This is a genomic window from Streptomyces sp. NPDC041122 (assembly GCF_055592445.1).
In genome coordinates this window covers 1248563-1265226 of the sequence record NZ_JBVIYQ010000002.1, presented here as the reverse complement: position 1 = coordinate 1265226, position 16664 = coordinate 1248563, and the positions used below count along the sequence as shown (strand labels likewise).

At 71.9% G+C, this 16664-nt stretch carries 15 protein-coding genes; 4 read left to right on the top strand and 11 right to left on the bottom strand.

The genetic code is table 11. The annotated features are described in order from the left end of the window. Window positions 1-193: 193 nt before the first annotated feature. The gene (locus ACZ6B8_RS11825) at window positions 194-952 is read left to right on the top strand and encodes a MerR family transcriptional regulator (protein WP_471072520.1); all 759 of its coding nucleotides are present in this window, start codon (window positions 194-196) and stop codon (window positions 950-952) included. A gap of 51 nt (window positions 953-1003) precedes the next feature. On the opposite strand, the gene ACZ6B8_RS11820 is transcribed toward ACZ6B8_RS11825, so the two are convergent. The 7 genes from ACZ6B8_RS11820 to ACZ6B8_RS11790 form a co-directional block, all read right to left on the bottom strand. After that, the gene (locus tag ACZ6B8_RS11820) at window positions 1004-1750 is read right to left on the bottom strand and encodes a hypothetical protein (RefSeq protein ID WP_471607115.1); all 747 of its coding nucleotides are present in this window, start codon (window positions 1748-1750) and stop codon (window positions 1004-1006) included. Window positions 1751-1828: 78 nt separating this feature from the next. Next, a complete protein-coding gene (locus tag ACZ6B8_RS11815; RefSeq protein WP_471607114.1) occupies window positions 1829-4012 on the bottom strand; it encodes a 3-hydroxyacyl-CoA dehydrogenase NAD-binding domain-containing protein in 2184 nt (727 codons plus the stop codon). 165 nt (window positions 4013-4177) lie between these two features. After that, window positions 4178-5392: an acetyl-CoA C-acetyltransferase gene (locus ACZ6B8_RS11810; protein WP_471072526.1), complete on the bottom strand. Its 1215-nt coding sequence runs from the start codon at window positions 5390-5392 to the stop codon at window positions 4178-4180. A gap of 81 nt (window positions 5393-5473) precedes the next feature. Next, window positions 5474-6616: an acyl-CoA dehydrogenase family protein gene (locus ACZ6B8_RS11805; protein ID WP_471072529.1), complete on the bottom strand. Its 1143-nt coding sequence runs from the start codon at window positions 6614-6616 to the stop codon at window positions 5474-5476. 24 nt (window positions 6617-6640) lie between these two features. After that, window positions 6641-6787 carry a hypothetical protein gene (locus tag ACZ6B8_RS11800; protein WP_471072532.1) on the bottom strand — a complete coding sequence of 49 codons (147 nt, stop codon included), beginning with the start codon at window positions 6785-6787 and terminating at the stop codon, window positions 6641-6643. After that, a complete protein-coding gene (locus tag ACZ6B8_RS11795; protein ID WP_471607113.1) occupies window positions 6787-7995 on the bottom strand; it encodes a CaiB/BaiF CoA transferase family protein in 1209 nt (402 codons plus the stop codon). The genes ACZ6B8_RS11800 and ACZ6B8_RS11795 overlap by 1 nt, the downstream gene beginning before the upstream one ends. Window positions 7996-8182: 187 nt before the next feature. Then, window positions 8183-8569 (bottom strand): MmcQ/YjbR family DNA-binding protein, encoded by a 387-nt coding sequence (locus ACZ6B8_RS11790; protein ID WP_471607112.1) that lies wholly within the window; start codon window positions 8567-8569, stop codon window positions 8183-8185. A gap of 92 nt (window positions 8570-8661) precedes the next feature. On the opposite strand from ACZ6B8_RS11790, the gene ACZ6B8_RS11785 reads away from it, so the two are divergent. Beyond that, window positions 8662-9885 carry a saccharopine dehydrogenase family protein gene (locus ACZ6B8_RS11785; protein ID WP_471607111.1) on the top strand — a complete coding sequence of 408 codons (1224 nt, stop codon included), beginning with the start codon at window positions 8662-8664 and terminating at the stop codon, window positions 9883-9885. 51 nt (window positions 9886-9936) lie between these two features. Here the strand turns inward: ACZ6B8_RS11785 and ACZ6B8_RS11780 are convergent, their stop codons facing one another. Then, window positions 9937-11382 carry a glyceraldehyde-3-phosphate dehydrogenase gene (locus tag ACZ6B8_RS11780; protein WP_471072544.1) on the bottom strand — a complete coding sequence of 482 codons (1446 nt, stop codon included), beginning with the start codon at window positions 11380-11382 and terminating at the stop codon, window positions 9937-9939. 58 nt (window positions 11383-11440) lie between these two features. After that, window positions 11441-12148, bottom strand: coding sequence for a deoxyribonuclease V (nfi, locus tag ACZ6B8_RS11775; protein WP_471607110.1), 708 nt, complete (start codon window positions 12146-12148; stop codon window positions 11441-11443). 181 nt (window positions 12149-12329) lie between these two features. Between nfi and ACZ6B8_RS11770 the strand changes: the two genes are divergently transcribed. Continuing rightward, window positions 12330-12845, top strand: coding sequence for a hypothetical protein (locus tag ACZ6B8_RS11770; protein WP_471607109.1), 516 nt, complete (start codon window positions 12330-12332; stop codon window positions 12843-12845). A gap of 127 nt (window positions 12846-12972) precedes the next feature. Continuing rightward, window positions 12973-14406 carry a flotillin family protein gene (locus tag ACZ6B8_RS11765; protein WP_471607108.1) on the top strand — a complete coding sequence of 478 codons (1434 nt, stop codon included), beginning with the start codon at window positions 12973-12975 and terminating at the stop codon, window positions 14404-14406. Here ACZ6B8_RS11765 and ACZ6B8_RS11760 read toward each other — a convergent pair. Further along, on the bottom strand, window positions 14403-15671 hold the full coding sequence (locus tag ACZ6B8_RS11760; RefSeq protein ID WP_471607107.1) for a PP2C family protein-serine/threonine phosphatase: 1269 nt from the start codon (window positions 15669-15671) through the stop codon (window positions 14403-14405). The two genes, ACZ6B8_RS11765 and ACZ6B8_RS11760, sit on opposite strands and share 4 nt — an antisense overlap. Further along, window positions 15668-16660: a SpoIIE family protein phosphatase gene (locus ACZ6B8_RS11755; protein WP_471607106.1), complete on the bottom strand. Its 993-nt coding sequence runs from the start codon at window positions 16658-16660 to the stop codon at window positions 15668-15670. The genes ACZ6B8_RS11760 and ACZ6B8_RS11755 overlap by 4 nt, the downstream gene beginning before the upstream one ends. Window positions 16661-16664: the final 4 nt, after the last annotated feature.

The window sequence follows — 16664 nt, the reverse complement described above, 5'->3', positions numbered from 1 at the left end:
TGCGTGAGCGGACGGGTGCGTGAGGAGCGAGTGGCCGAGCGGTGGACGTGCACGTAACTGGCCCGGAGGGTTTCACAACACTGGTGTGCCAGCAATACTGTTGCACTGGTTTGCTGCATGCCCCGGTACGCGCCGGATCGCTGCACCCACGGGGAGACGTCCGGAGAGCCGGCCGGGGAGGGAGGGCGCCGTCATGACGACGGACACCACGGACACCGACGCCACCGACACCGATGCCGGGGAGCCGACGCTCACGGTCGACGAACTGGCCGCGCGCGCGGGCGTCACGGTCCGCACGATCCGCTTCTACGGGACCAAGGGGCTGCTGCCGCCGCCGGTGATCGGTCCCCGCCGCGTCGGCCACTACGGCCGCGAGCACCTGTCGCGGCTCGCGCTCATCGAGGAGCTGCAGCTCCAGGGCATGACACTCGCCGCGATCGAGCGGTACCTGGAGCAGCTGCCCGCCGACCTGAGCGCCCACGATCTGGCCATCCACCGTGCCGTGGTGGCCTCTTGGGCCCCGGACTCGGCGGAGGACGTCTCCCACGCCGAGCTGGAGCGCAGGGCGGGCCGCACGCTCGGCGACGAGGATCTGGAGCGGCTCGCGGCGATGGGGGTGGTGGCCCCGACCGGGACGCCCGGGACGCACCGCGTGGACCTGGGGCTGCTCCGCCTCGGCGTGCAGCTCCTCGACGTGCCCATCGCGCACGAGACGATCCTGGCGGCGCGCACGGTCCTGATGGAGCACACGCGTTCCGCCGCGCACGAGTTGTCGCGGCTCTTCCGCGACGAGGTCTGGGAGCCCTACCGCGAGCGCGAGTCCGACCCCGAGCACGTCGCGGCGATGCGGTCCCTCTCGGCCCATATGCAGCCGATGGTGGTGCAGGCGCTGGTGACGGCGTTTCAACGCTCGCTCAAGGAAGAGCTGCGGGAGTGGCTCAAGGACGGCTGAGCCACCCCGTACCTCCTGACGGGCGTCGGCCTGACGATCATCCCGTGACGGTCACACCTTGACGTGCGCGGCCGTCGCGCTCGGCGTCTCGTCCCGCGCCGCCTGCAGCAGCCGCTTGGCGTAGACCTTGGACAGGGCCGTCATGTCGGTCCTGGCGGCCAGCGCCCCGGAGGTGTCCCGTACGTCGAGCGTGCCGATGTACTGGCCCCGACGGATCACCATCGTCAGCGCGTTCGTGCGCGCGGCGCTCTCGTACCCGTACATGAGGCTCGCGTCGCCGTGCGGGGGTCCTTCGAGGACCGTGACCTCGTGCTTGTTGTTCTGCGCGTAGCTCTGCCAGGCGGTGAAGGCACGCTCGGCGGCCCGCGTGTTCTTGTACACGATCACGTCGTAACCGGCGCTCTCGGCCTTGTTCGCGGTGCGGTACCCCACCCTGCCGTGGGCGACGGCTCCCTTGCACTTGGCGCCCGGGTCCTTGCACACGGAGGGCGCCTTGGCGCGGCTGTGCAGTTCCGTGCCGACGTGGCGCAGGGCGGCGGGCATCGTGTCCAGCGGCGGCAGGACCGCCCCGGCGCGGCGCGCGGCGCTCAGCGAGCCCGTGCCGCCCTTGCGGCCGGACCCACCACCGACGGTGCGGCTGTGCGAGGACGACGCCTTGCGCTTGCTCTTCTTCTTGTCCTTCTTGCCGTCGCAGCCCGTCAGGGCCAGCGAGAGGACCAGCACTCCGACGCCGACTGCCCGCGCCGTTCCCCCTGTCGTGAACCGCACAGCGGTCACCTCTCCACTTGTCGTGATCATGCTCTACGGCAGGGTACGACGTGGGGGCGACGCCTCCGGTTCCGCCCCTGACCAGGCGGAACCGGATTCACGACAAGGTCAGACGTCGCTGAACTTCTCCCCCTTTTCCGCCTTTTCGACCAGCAGGGCGGGCGGCGCGAAGCGCTCTCCGTAGCGCTCGGCGAGCTCGCGCGCGCGGGCCACGAAGCCGGGCAGGCCGCCCTCGTAACCGTTGATGTACTGCAGGACGCCGCCCGTCCAGCCCGGGAAGCCGATGCCGAGGATGGAGCCGATATTGGCGTCCGCGACCGAGGTCAGGACCCCTTCCTCCAGGAGGCGCACGGTGTCGAGCGCCTCGGAGAAGAGCATGCGCTCCTGCATGTCCTCGAACGGGATCTCGTGCCCCGGCTTGGTGAAGTGCTCGCGCAGGCCCGGCCAGAGGCGGTCCCGCTTGCCGTCCACGTACTCGTAGAAGCCCGCTCCCCCGCTCCTGCCGGGGCGCTGGAACTCGTCGACCATGCGGTCGATGACGGCGTCCGACGGGTGGCCGGGCCAGGTGCCGCCGGCCTCCTCGACCGCCTTCTTCGTCTCGTTGCGGATCTTCCTCGGCAGCGTGAGCGTCAGCTCGTCCATCAGGGAGAGCACCTTGGCGGGGTAGCCCGCCTGGGCCGCCGCCTGCTCGACGGAGGCGGGCTCGATGCCCTCGCCGACCATGGCGACGCCCTCGTTGATGAAGTGGCCGATGACCCGCGAGGTGAAGAAGCCGCGCGAGTCGTTGACGACGATCGGCGTCTTGTTGATCTGGCGCACCAGGTCGAAGGCGCGGGCCAGCGCCTCGTCGCCGGTCCGCTCGCCCTTGATGATCTCGACGAGCGGCATCTTGTCGACGGGCGAGAAGAAGTGCAGGCCGATGAAGTCGACGGGCCGGGAGACACCCTCGGCGAGCGTGGTGATGGGCAGCGTCGAGGTGTTGGAGCACAGCAGCGCGTCCGGCTCGACGACGTCCTGGATCTCCTGGAACACCTTGTGCTTGAGCGAGGTGTCCTCGAAGACCGCCTCGATGACCGCGTCGCAGCCGGCGAGGGCCTGCGGGTCCGCGGTCGGCGTGATGCGGGCGAGCAGCGCGTCCGCCTTCTCCTGGGTGGTGCGCCCTCGCTGCACGGCCTTGGCGCAGAGCTTCTCGGAGTAGCCCTTGCCCTTCTGCGCGGCCTCCGCGGAGACGTCCTTGAGGACGACGTCGATGCCCGCGCGGGCGCACGAGTACGCGATGCCCGCGCCCATCATCCCGGCGCCCAGCACGGCGACCTTGCGGACCTGGCGCGGCTCGACGTCCGCGGGGCGGTTGGCGCCGGAGTTGACGGCCTGGAGATCGAAGAAGAACGCCTGGATCATGTTCTTGGCGACCTGGCCGGTGACCAGCTCGGTGAAGTACCGGGCCTCGATGGTCAGCGCGGTCTCGAAGTCGACCTGGGAGCCCTCGACGGCGGCCGCGAGGATGTTGCGCGGCGCCGGGTAGTTGGCGCCCGCCGTCTGCTTCTTGAGGTTGGCGGGGAACGCGGGCAGGTTCGCCGCGAACTTGGGGTGGGCCGGGGTGCCGCCCGGGATGCGGTAGCCCGGCTTGTCCCAGGGCTGCTGCGACTCGGGGTTGGCGTCGATGAAGGCGCGGGCCTTCTCGATCATCTCCTCGCGGGTGGCGGCCACTTCGTGGATGAGGCCGTTCTCCAGGGCGCGCTTCGGGTTGTACTGGGTGCCCTGGAGCAGCACCTTGAGGAGCGCGTCGGTGATGCCCATGAGGCGCACGGTGCGGGTGACGCCGCCGCCGGCCGGGAGCAGGCCGAGGGTGACCTCGGGGAGCCCGATCTTGGACCCGGGCGCGTCCAGGGCCACACGGTGGTGGGAGGCGAGGGCGATCTCGTAACCGCCGCCGAGCGCGGCACCGTTGATGGCGGCGACGACGGGCTTGCCGAGGGTCTCGATGCGGCGCAGCGACCTCTTGATCTCGGTGCCCGTGTCGAACGCCTGCTGGGCGTTCTCGGGGCCGACCTTGATCATGTCCTTGAGGTCGCCGCCCGCGAAGAAGGTCTTCTTGGCGGAGGTGTAGACGAAGCCGCGGATCGCGTCCTTGTCGGCCTCGACGGCGGCCTCCGCGCGGTCGGCGATGGCCGCGATGGAGTCCTTGAACGCCTGGTTCATGGTGTTCGCGGACTGGTTGGGGTCGTCGAGGACGAGCGTGACGACGCCGGTGTCGTCCTGCTCCCAGCGGATGGTGGTGCTTTCGGTCATGTCGGTTTCTCCGTGAAGTCTGTGGCGGGCGTGCGGGGAGCGGTGGGGGTGAGGGGCGGGAAGTGAGGCGCGGCGGAGCCGCGGCCTCAGGGGCGCGGGGAACTGCGCGAGCAACCACGACGTACTCGCGGTCGGCGACGCGCCCCAGCCCCTACGGCGGGACCCCTACAGCCGCTCGACGATCGTGGCGATGCCCATACCGCCCCCCACACACAGCGTCGCGAGCCCGTACCGGAGGTCACGCCGCTCCAGCTCGTCCACGAGCGTGCCGAGGATCATCGCCCCCGTGGCGCCCAGGGGATGGCCCAACGCGATCGCGCCTCCGTTGACGTTCACCTTGTCCAGGGACAGCCCCATGTCCTTGACGAAGCGCAGCACCACCGCGGCGAACGCCTCGTTGATCTCGACGAGGTCGATGTCGTCGATGGTCAGGCCCGCCTTGGCGAGCGCCTTGCGGGTCGCGGGCGCCGGACCGGTGAGCATGATCAGCGGCTCGGAGCCGGACACGGCGGCGGAGACGATCCGCGCGCGCGGAGCGAGCCCGTACCGCTCGCCGACCTCCTTGCTGCCGACCGCGACCAGCGAGGCGCCGTCGACAATGCCGGAGGAGTTGCCCGCGTGGTGGACGTGGTCGATCTGTTCGATCCAGTGGTACTTCTGCAGCGCGACCGCGTCGAAGCCGCCCATGTCGCCGATGTCCTTGAAGGACGGCTTGAGCTTCGCGAGGGAGTCGGCGGTGGTGCCGGGGCGCATGTGCTCGTCGTGGTCGAGGACGACGAGGCCGTTGCGGTCCTTGACCGGCACGACGGACCTGCCGAACCGGCCGTCCTTCCAGGCCGCGGCGGCGCGCTCCTGGGAGAGCGCCGCGTACTCGTCGACGTCGCGCCGCGAGAAGCCCTCGATGGTGGCGATCAGGTCGGCGCCGATGCCCTGCGGCGCGAAGCCGGTCTCGAAGTTGGTCATCGGGTCGGCGAACCAGGCGCCGCCGTCGGAGGCCATCGGCACCCGGGACATCGACTCGACGCCGCCCGCGAGCACCAGGTCCTCCCAGCCGGACCGGACCTTCATCGCGGCGAGGTTCACGGCCTCCAGGCCCGAGGCACAGAAGCGGTTCTCCTGGACGCCCGCGACCGTGTCCGGCAGCCCCGCGGCGATGGCCGCGATCCGCGCGATGTCGGAGCCCTGGTCACCGACCGGGCCCACCACGCCGAGGACGATGTCGTCGATGGCGGCCGGGTCGAGGCCGGGGAAGCGGGCCTGGATCTCGTGGATCAGGCCGACGACGAGGTCGATGGGCTTGGTGCCGTGCAGGGCGCCACTGGCCTTGCCGCGTCCGCGCGGGGTGCGGATCGCGTCGTATACGTACGCTTCGGTGGTCACGCGTGTGCCTTTCGAGGGTGTCCAGAGGGGTGCGGGTCTGCGGGTCCGGGACGTGCGGGTCTGCGGGGTGCGGGGTGCGGGTCAGCCGAGGAGGGATCGGCCGATGATCTCCTTCATGATCTCGGTCGTGCCGCCGTAGATCGTCTGGATGCGTCCGTCGGTGAAGGCCTTGGCGACGCGGTACTCCGTCATGTAGCCGTAGCCGCCGTGCAGTTGCAGACAGCGGTCGGCGACCCGCTTCTGCAGCTCGGTGGCCCACCACTTCGCCATCGACGCGTGCACGGCGTCGAGCTCCCCGTTCGCGTGGTCGACGATGCACCGGTCGAGGAAGGCGCGGGTGACGGCGCACTCGGTGGCCATCTCCGCCATCTCGAAGCGGATGTGCTGGAGCTTGGCCAGCGGCCGCCCGAAAGCCTCGCGCTCCTTCACGTACGTCGTGGTGATCTCCAGGAGGTGCTCGGCCGCGGCGATCCCGGCGACGGCGATGCCCATGCGCTCCTGCGCGAGGTTGGTCATCAGGTGGACGAACGCGCCGTTCAGCTCGCCGAGCAGGTTCTCCTTGGGGACGACGACGTCGTGGAAGAAGAGCTCGGCGGTGTCCTGGGCCTTCTGGCCGATCTTGTCGAGGTTGCGGCCGCGCTCGAAGCCCGCCGCGCCGCGCTCGACGACGAGCAGGGACAGGCCGTGCGCGCCGCCCTCCGGGGAGGTCTTGGCGACGACGATGACGAGGTCGGCCAGGATGCCGTTGGAGATGAACGTCTTGGAGCCGTTGAGCACCCAGTGGTCGCCGCGGTCCTCGGCGGCGGTGCGGATGCCCTGGAGGTCGGAGCCCGCGCCGGGCTCGGTCATCGCGATGGCGGTGATGGTCTCGCCGGTGCAGAAGCCGGGCAGCCAGCGCCGCTTCTGCTCCTCGGTGGCGAGCGAGGTCAGATAGGGGCCGATGATGTCGTTGTGCAGGCCGACCGCCAGCCCGGCGGCGCCCGCGCGTGTGAACTCCTCGGCGAGCACGGCGGAGTAGCGGAAGTCGTCGTTCCCGCCGCCGCCGTACTCCTCGGGGACGGCGAGGCCCAGCAGCCCCTGCCTGCCTGCCGCGAGCCATGCCTCACGGGAGACGATGCCGTCCTTCTCCCACTGCTCGTAGTGCGGGAGCACTTCCTTGGCGAGGAAGGTGCGCACCGTCTCGCGGAACGCGTCGTGCTCGGCGGAGAAGATCTGCCGCTTCATCTGTACGTGGCCTCCTGTAGCCCCTCAGAGCCAGCCCTTGACGGTTTCGATCGACTTGGCCGGCTCGGGGCCGACGGGTATGACGTCGAGCATGGTGACGCCGGCCGCCCGGAAGGCCTCGACGCGCTCGCGCACGTCGGCCGCGTAGGCGAGCGGTGCCGAGATCTGCATCAGCGGTCTTCCTGTTCCCCGGCGGGCGCGGCTCCGCCCGACAGCTCGGTCGCGCCCGACGGCCCGGCCGGCATTTCGGTGGGCACCGCGAGGGCCGGTACGTCCCAGTCGCGGGCCACCTCCGCCGTGTCGGCGCCGGGCTGCGCGGGGCCCGTGCGGACCCGGGCCGGGGTCGCGGAGAAGCGGGGGGCCGGGGCCGGCTGGGTGATGCCGCCGTGGTCGACGAAGGTGCCGCGGGCGGCGAGGTGCGGGTGGCCGGGGGCCTCGCGCAGCGAGAGCACGGGCGCCACGCACGCGTCGGAACCCTCGAAGACGGCCGTCCACTCCTCGCGCGTACGTTCCTTGAAGCGGGCGGCGACGGCCTCGCGCAGCTCGCCCCAGCGGGCCAGGTCCTTGCGGGCGGGCGCGACGTCGGCGAGACCGAGGAGTCCGACGAACTCGTCGTAGAACTGCTGCTCCAGGGCGCCGACGGCCATGTGACCGCCGTCGGCGGTCTCGTAGTTGCCGTAGAAGGGGCAGCCGCCGTCGAGGAGGTTGGCGCCGCGCCGGTCCTGCCAGCCGCCCGCCGCGAGCATGCCGTGGATCATCGCGGAGAGGTGCGCGGTGCCGTCGACGATCGCGGCGTCCACGACCTGACCGGCGCCGTGCACGCGCGCGTGGTGCAGCGCCGCGAGGATGCCGACCACGAGGTAGAGCGAGCCGCCGGCGTAGTCCCCCACGAGGTTCGCGGGGATGGCGGGCGGCTCGCCGGGGTTGCCGATCATGCCGAGGGTGCCGGTGATGGCGATGTACGCGATGTCGTGCCCGGCGCGCTGGGCGAGCGGACCCTCCTGGCCCCACCCGGTCATCCGGCCGTAGACGAGCCTCGGATTGCGGGCGTGGCACTCCGCGGGGCCGACGCCGAGACGCTCGGCCACGCCCGGCCGGTATCCCTCGATGAGGACGTCGGCGCGGTCGACGAGGTCCAGGACACGCGCCGCGCCGTCGGGGGCCTTCAGGTCGACGACGACCGACCGCTTGTTGCGGTTGGTCACGTCGTACTCGGGGTTGATCGCGAGGCCACCCCCGCGCGGGCGGTCGACGCGCACCACGTCGGCGCCGAGGTCGGCGAGGAGCATGGCCGCGAACGGGCCGGGCCCGATGCCCGCCAGCTCCACCACGCGCACCCCGGCCAGCGGCCCGTGAACGTCCTTGCCCGGCACAGCCATTGAGCCCCCAGCACTATGACACAACTGATGTAACACCAGTGATGCTAAGAACGTGTTCCACCGCGCACAAGCCCCTGACGAGCAAGCGCTTAGACAATTTCGGGCCACCACCGTGTCTGCGGGGCGTCCCGTGCCGAGCGGCACGGGATCACCGTCCGCACGGCGCCGGGGGTGTGCGGCCGTCACCTCACCCCGCGCGGGCGTCCAGCTCCGCGACGAGCTTCTTCGGGGCGATCGTGCGGTAGCTCTCCTCGACCCAGTCGCAGAGCAGTTCGGCTGCCGGGGCGCCCTTGTCCGCCAGCGGGATCCGCACCCAGCCGGACCTGCCGAGGCCGTACCCCGCGGGCTCCGCGCCCGGGGAGGTCAGGGCGTGCGCGTGCGCCTCCTCGTCCACGAGCTTGACGGTCAGGCCCATGGGGTAGGTGCCGTCGCTCACCCCGAGGAAGACGAACACCTTCTTGTTGACCTTGGCGACCGTCTCGCCCCACGGGAAGTCCTCCGTGGCGGACGGCAGCCCGAGCGCGAAGGCCCGTACGCCCTCCCACTTCCGCAGGGCACTTTTCGGGACACCCATGGGTACCTCCTGATCGCGGTGCACTCCCCGCACGCTAGCCTCGGCCACCCACAACTGCACGGGGCGCACGGCGGAGAGGTGCCATGACTGCCATGACCGGTGGAAACAACGGTGAAAACGACAAGAGTCACGACGGCCGGAACAGTGATCGCGCGTACGACATCGTGCTCTTCGGAGCGACGGGTTTCGTGGGCGTGCTCACCGCGGAACATCTGGCGCGCCGCGCCCCCGAAGGCGTGCGCTGGGCCCTCGCGGGGCGGGACGCCGCGAAACTGAGGGCGCTGCGGGAGCGGCTCGCCGCGATCGACCCGGCCTGCGCCGAACTCCCCCTCGTCCACGCCGACGTGGCCGACCCGGCGTCCCTGCGCGCGATGGCCTCCGACGCGCGCGTGGTCGCGTCGACCGTCGGCCCGTACCTGCATTACGGGCAGGAGCTGGTCGCGGCCTGCGCCGAGGCGGGCACGGACTACGTGGACCTGACGGGTGAGCCCGAGTTCGTCGACCTCATGTACGTGCGGCACGACGCCCGCGCGCGGGAGACCGGCGCGCGGCTCGTGCACTCCTGCGGCTTCGACTCGGTGCCGCACGACCTGGGGGCGTACTTCACCGTCAAGCAGCTGCCCGAGGGCGTGCCGCTGCGCGTCGACGGGTTCGTCCGGGTCGGCGCCCAGTTCTCCGGCGGGACCTTCGCCTCGGCGCTCAACCAGTTCGCGCGGGGGCCGCAGATGCTGGCCGCCGCGAAGGAGCGCAGGCAGCACGAGCCGCGCCTGGTGGGACGCAAGGCCTACGCGCCCCCGGGAGCGCCCCGGTACGCGGGCGAGGTCGGCGCCTGGGCCCTGCCGCTGCCGACGATCGACCCGCAGGTGGTGCAGCGTTCGGCGCGGGCTCTCGAACGGTACGGACCGGACTTCCGCTACCGGCACTACGCGGCCGTGACATCGCTGCCGGTCGCCCTCGGCGGCCCGATCGGCCTCGCCGGACTGCTGACGGCCGCCCAACTGCCGCCCGTACGGCGCTGGTTGTCCGACCGGCTCAAGCCCGGTGACGGCCCGAGCGAGGCGCGCCGTGCCGCGTCGTGGTTCACGGTGCGGTTCATCGGCGAGGGCGGCGGGAAGCGGGTGTTCACCGAGGTGTCCGGCGGCGACCCGGGGTACGACGAGACGGCGCGGATGCTCGGCGAGTCGGCCCTGTGCCTGGCGCTCGACGAGCTGCCGGCGACGGCGGGCCAGGTCACTCCCGCGGTGGCGATGGGCGACGCTCTGATCGAGCGGCTGCGGACCACGGGTCTGTCGTTCCGCGTGGCGTCCGTGCGCTGATACGGCGAGGGCCCCGCACGTCGCCGTACGGGGCCCTCGACCGGTGGTGGATCAGAGCACCGGCACCGGGTACGTCGGGTACTCGACTCCGGAGACGTGCTGGACGACCCGGATGACCTGGCACGAGTAGCCGAACTCGTTGTCGTACCAGAGGTAGAGGATCGCGTTGTCGCCGTCGACCTTGGTGGCGCCGGCGTCGACGATCGAGGCGTGGCGCGAGCCGATGAAGTCGTTGGAGACCGCGTCGGGGGCGCTGGTGAAGTCGATCTGGCGCTTGAGCGGCGAGGTCAGCGAGACGTTGCGGAGGTAGTCGAGGACCTCCTCGCGGTCGGTCTCACGGCCGAGCCGCAGGCTCAGGATCGCGATCGAGACGTCCGGCACCGGGACGCGGATCGAGCTGCCGGTGATCGGCGCCTTCAGGTCGGGCAGCGCCTTGGCGACGGCGGACGCGGCGCCCGTCTCGGTGATGACCATGTTGAGCGGCGCGGAGCGGCCCCGGCGGTCGGCCTTGTGGTAGTTGTCCAGCAGGTTCTGGTCGTTGGTGAACGAGTGGACGGTCTCCACGTGCCCGCGCACGACGCCGTACTCGTCGGCCATCGCCTTCAGCGGCGGGACGATCGCGTTGGTGGTGCAGGAGGCGCAGGACAGGATCTGCTCGTCCGGCTTGATCGTGTCGTGGTTGACGCCGTGCACGATGTTCGGGACGTCGCCCTTGCCCGGGGCGGTCAGGACGACCTTGTCGATACCGGGGCGCAGGTGCTGCGAGAGGCCCTCGCGGTCGCGCCACTTGCCGGTGTTGTCGATGAGGATGGCGTCCTTGATGCCGTACGCCGTGTAGTCGACCTCGGAGGGGTCGTTGGCGTAGATCACCTTGATCTCGTTGCCGTTGGCGACGATGGTGCTGTTCGCCTCGTCGACGGTGATCGTGCCCTGGAACTGGCCGTGGATGGAGTCGCGGCGCAGCAGCGAGGCACGCTTGACGATGTCCTGCTCCCCGCCCTTGCGTACGACGACGGCGCGCAGCCGCAGGCCGTTGCCCGAGCCGGCCTTCTCGATGAGCAACCGGGCGACGAGGCGGCCGATGCGGCCGAAGCCGTAGAGGACGACGTCGCGGCCCTCACGGCACTCGATCTTGTTCTCGCCCGTGGCGCCGGCGACGGCCTCGGCGGTGAACGCCTCGACGGTGAGGCCGCGGTCGTCGGCCCGGTACGTCGCGGCGAGCATGCCGATGTCGATCTGCGAGGGGCCGAGATCGAGGGTGGTGAGAGCCTGCAGGAACGGCAGCGTCTCGGTGACCGAGAGCTCCGCGCCGGCGATCTGGCGGGCGAATCGGTGGGTCTTCAGAATGCTGACCACCGACTTGTTCACCAAGGAGCGGCTGTGCAGCAGGACCGTCACGTCCCGCTCGCGGTGCAGCTTCCCGATGATCGGGATCATCGACTCCGCGATCTCCTCGCGGTGCTTCCAATTGGTGAACGAGTCGTCATTGACAGTCACAGGAGTATCTTTCGAGCTAGGCGGCGCTCATATGCTAACCCGCCCATCTTTTGATCGTTCATGGGGTCTCCCGCGCCCCGGCGGCCTCCCGCAGCGCGGCACGGCACAGGGCGTCCGCCCGGCGCGTGGACTCCGGCAGGCGGTAGCGGGGCGTCAGCGCGAGGACGTGGGCGCAGGCGCCCGCCAGGCTCGTCCGATGGCCCACCGAGACGAAGACCGGCTTCACGCCCTGCCGGGTGCGCAGCGCGCGGCCCACCTCCTCGGCGCCGTCGAGCAGCGGCGCCGCGCTCCCCCGCGCGTCGGCCGGGTCCTCGTGCCGGAAGGTGAACGGGTTCTTGGCGACGCCGATCGTCGGCAGGCCGGTGAGGACGCCGAGGTGGCTGGCGAGCCCGAAGCGGCGCGGGTGGGCGACGCCGTAGCCGTCGCAGACGACGAGCCCGGGGTCGGCCCGCAGACCGGCGAGCGCGTCGAGGACCGTCGGGATCTCGCGGAAGGCCAGCAGGCCCGGCACATAGGGGAACGCCACCGTGCCGACCGCGGTGGACTCCTCGACCACGTCGAGGGTCGCGGCGTCGAGGACGACGACGGCCGCGGCGACGAGGTCCCGTTCGTCGTCGTAGGCGACGTCCACGCCGCTCACGTGTCCGGTGCCGGGCGGTGGGCTCGGCTCGTCGAGGACGACGCGGGCGCGCAGCTCGTCCTGGACGGCGCGGGCCGTCCGCTCGTCGGTGGGCCAATCGGGGATCGAGGCGTTGTGGCTGGTCATAGTGGGCGGCAGCCTAGTCGGGCCGGGGTCCCTCCCCGCCTCACGCGGACCCGTCGCGGACACCGCCGACCGGCATCAAAGACGCGTAAAGATTGCCGGAATCCGGCAATGCGTGGCCCTCGTACGCCGTGCCACGATCACAACGTACCGAGGTGGGCGGCATGACGGGGGAAGTGATCCGATGACGGTCTTTCTGGGTCTCGGCATCGCCGGGATCGTGCTGCTCGCGCTCTCGCTCGTCCTCGACGGGGTGCTCGAAGGGCTCTTCGCGGGCGCCGGTGTGCTGGACGGGCTCTTCGACGGGCTCCTCTCGCTGCCGGTGATCGCCGGATTCGTCGCCATGCTCGGGTTCGGCGGGGCGCTCGTCCTCGGTACGACCGGGGCCGACGCGGGTGCCGCCGCCGTCGCGGGGGCCTGTGCCGGCACCGGAGCGGCCTGGGTGACCTGGAAGTTCACCCAGCTCCTCATGCGGGAGCAGACGGCCAGTACCCCGCGCGGCGACGACCTCGTGGGGACCGCGGGCTCCGTGGTCACCGCGATCCCGGCCGACGGCTACGGCGAGGTGCTGCTCCACCTCGCGGGCCAGCCCGTGAAGTTCGCGGCCCGCAGTGCCGCGGCCGTGGCCCGCGGCACCGAGATCTGGGTCGACGCGGCGCTGTCGCCGACGTCGGTGGCGGTACGGCCCGTGGAGCGCTGACCGCGCCCCGCCCCTCGCCCACCGCCCACCGCCCGCACCCATCGCTCGGCACTCGTCGCTCATATACCGACCGCACCACCATCACGTAACCGATCTGCCGTCCCCGGGTGGCAGGGGGGAATGCACCATGAGTCCAGTCCTGATCTCCGTCGTCGGAGTCGTCGTACTCCTCGTCCTGTTGGCGCTCGTCGTCATCACCCGCTACAAGGTCGCCGGGCCCAGCGAGGCGTTCATCGTGACCGGCCGGCGCGGCAAGAAGTCCACCGATCCGGACACCGGCCGGGTCATGACCGACAACAGCGGCCAGAAGGTCGTGGTCGGCGGCGGTGTCTTCGTCGTGCCGTTCGTCCAGCAGAAGTTCACGCTCGACCTGTCCTCGCGGCACATCCCGATCGCCGTGCGCGGCGCGGTGACGCTGCGCGGCGTCAAGGCGAACCTCGAAGGCGTCGCCATCGTCAAGGTCGGCGGCACCGAGGACTCGATACGGGCCGCTGCCCAGCGGTTCCTGGTGCAGCAGGACGGCATCGTCGGCTTCACCCAGGAGGTGCTGTCCGGCGCGCTGCGCTCCATCGTGGGGCGGATGTCGGTGGAGGACATCATCCGCGACCGCGCCGCGTTCGCCGGGCAGGTGGCCGAGGAGGCCGAGGCGAGCCTGTCCGGGCAGGGCCTGGTCCTGGACGCCTTCCAGATCCAGGACATCACCACCGAGGGCTCCTACCTGGAGGACCTCGGCCGTCCGGAGGCCGCCCGCGCCAAGCAGGAGGCGGACATCGCCGAGGCGGTGGCGCGCCGCGCCGCCGAGCAGGCGCGGCTGAAGGCCGAGGAGGAGATCGCGATCGCCCAGCGGACGTTCGCGCTCAAGCAGGCCGAGATCAAGGCCGAGACGGACGAGGCCGCGGCCCGCGCCGGTGCCGCGGGACCGCTCGCCGAGGCGGCACGGCAGCAGGACGTCCTCTCCGAGCAGGAGAAGGTCGCCCAGCGCCAGGCCGCCCTCACCGACCGGGAGTTGGACACCAAGGTCCGCAAGCCCGCGGACGCCGCCCGCTACCAGGCCGAGCAGGAGGCGGAGGCCCGCAGGATCGGTCTGGTCAAGCAGGCCGAGGCCGACGCGGAGCGGGCCCGCCTCACCGGTGAGGGCGAGAAGGCGCACCGTGCCGCGCTCGCCGACGCCGTCCGTCTGGAGGGTGAGGCCGAGGCCGCCGCGATCGGCGCGAAGGGCTCCGCGGAGGCGGAGGCCATGCACAAGAAGGCGGACGCGTTTACGCGGTACGGGGACGCGGCCGTGCTGCAGATGCTCGTCGAGGTCCTGCCCAGCGTGGTCGCCAAGGCGTCCGAGCCGCTCAGCGCGATCGACAAGATGACGGTGATCTCGACGGACGGGGCGAGCCAGCTGTCCCGGACGGTCGCCGACAACGTCGCCCAGGGCGTCGAACTCCTCAGCTCCACCACGGGAGTCGACCTCGCGGAGCTCCTGAAGGGCCTCACCGGCGGCAGGTCCGCCGCTCCCGCCGCCCCGGCCGCTCCCGCCACGGCCGACGGCCGCATCGAGGTGACCGACTAACCCGCCGTACCGGTACGCCGCACCGCGAGCGCCAGGGTGTCGTCCTGGTGGAGCACGTCGCTGAGCAGGTCCTCGGCCAGGAGGCCGGGGATCAGCCCGGTCGGGCGCCCGCGGTGCCGGCACAGCGCCTCCTTGAGCCGGGCCTCGCCCTCGATCGGGTCCCGCCGGCTCTCGGTGAGGCCGTCGGTGTAGAGGAGCAGCACGTCGTCCTCGCCCATGGTGGCGGTCAGGACGCGGTCGCTGCCGGGCAGCGGGAAGCCGATGCCGCGCCCGCGCACCTCCAGATAGGACGCTCCGCCGTCCGCGTGGGCGAGCAGCGCCGGCGGATGACTGCCGTTGGCCAGCGTGAGCGTCCCGTCGGACGGGTCGAGCCTGGCGAGCAGCAGGGTGGCCATCACGTGCTGGTCGAAGGGGGCCAGGATGGTGTCCGTCCGCGCCACGATGCTCTCCAGCGGGTGGCCCTCGAGGGCGAGGGTGCGCACCGCGTGGGTGACGGTCAGCGCGGTGCGGGTGCTGGTGATGCCGTGCCCGATGGCGTCGACGACGGTGATGTGCACCGTGCCGTCCGGCAGCGTGAACCAGTCGTAGAGGTCACCGCCGGTGGGCGCCTCGTCGCTGGCCGGGGCGTAGTGCACGGCCAGTTCGAGGCCGTCCACGTGCAGGGGCCGCGGGCGCAGCGCGTCCTCCAGGGCGCGCAGGGTGCGGCCGTGCGCGGTGCGCAGCTGCTCGTCGCGCTCTTCGAGCTGTACGTACAGGGCGAGGACGCCGCTGTTGGTCTCGGCCAGTTCGTGCTTGAGCCGCTGGTGCTCGTCGGCCAGGGTGTCCGCGCGGGCCAGCGCCGCCCGCAACTCCTCCTCCAGGAGCACGACATCGCTCTCGCCGTGCTGGGCCGCCGTGGTCGGCGGGCGTCCGGTGAAGGGCACGCCGTGGCCGTGCGCCGCGCCGGAGGGCAGGGGCAGGTTCCATACGAACGTGCCGTCCGGCTGGGTCCGTGCGCGCAGGGGCAGCCGGTCCGTCGACACCTGCGGTCCGGTGCTCTGCTGGGGCAGGCGCAGGGCGAGGGTCAGTCGGTGGGCACCGTCCTCGCCCCTCTCGCGCCCGCTCAGCAGGGTGACCGGACGGCCGCCGCCGAGCGTGGAGGCGGCCACCTCGCTCAACGACAGGACGAGGCGCGCCCGGTCGTCGGCGGAGAGCCGGTGCCCCAGGGCGATGCTTCGTACGGTGTGCCGCAGGGCCTTGAGCGTACGGACGGTTTCGCGGGTCATCTCATTCCCAGGTGGGGGCCGAGGGCCAGGATGGTGGCGTCGTCACGCCGGCGGCGGTGGGTGTGGGCCAGGGAGGCCGCGAGCAGCACCGGGGGCAGCGTGAGACGCGCGTCGGTGGGGTGGTACGCCCAGCGGTGGTCGATCCCGTCGGTGTGGACGACCACGGTGGCGTGCGGGGGCAGGTCCAGGAAGCGGCTCTTGGGGGTGGGCAGGGTGTAGCCGACGATGCCTGCCTGCCCGGTGAGCTGGTGGTGGACGCCCTGCGGGGAGAGGACGACGGCGCGGATGTTGCCGACGGAGCAGTGCTCGGCCCGGTTGCCGGTCACGCGCAGGGCGGTCACGGCGGCCCCGCGGGTGTGCCGCAGCGCCTTGTGCAGTGCGGTGAGGAGGTCCACCAGCGGGGCGGCGGGGTCGGCCAGGAAGGTCCGCTCGGCGCGCCGGGCGGCCGTGGCGGCCTCGGGGCCGTGGCCGAGGCCGTCGATCACCAGCACGGTCCGGACGCCGTCGTGGTCGGCGACCGCGTAGCCGTCGCCGCTGGCGTCCTCGCCGTCGGCGGGCAGGCAGAGCGCGCCCGGGGCGGCCGGCCTGCGCTCCGCGTCCGGTTCGGCCAGGCGGGCGTGGGCCAGGGTGCCGAGGCCGGCGTCCGAGCGGATGGTGAAGTCGGTGGCGATCCGGCGCGCGGCGCCCAGGCCCGCGCCCATCGTCTTGGTGGTGCTGTACCCGTCCCGCAGGCTCAGGTCGATGTCGGGCATGCCGGGGCCGGAGTCGACGGCTATGACGTCCAGGTCGGCGCCGAGCGGCGACCGCTGCACGAACAGGGCGCCGTTCTTCGCGTGCTTGATGATGTTGCTGGCCAGCTCGCTCGCGAGCACGGCCGCCTGGTCGGGCAGGGCGCCGGGCATCTCGCGCGCGGCGGCGCGCGCCTGGTCGGACGCGCTCTGCACAGCGCTGGGATGGTCTATGGCGATGTGCAGAGTCCGCGCTGCCACGGCG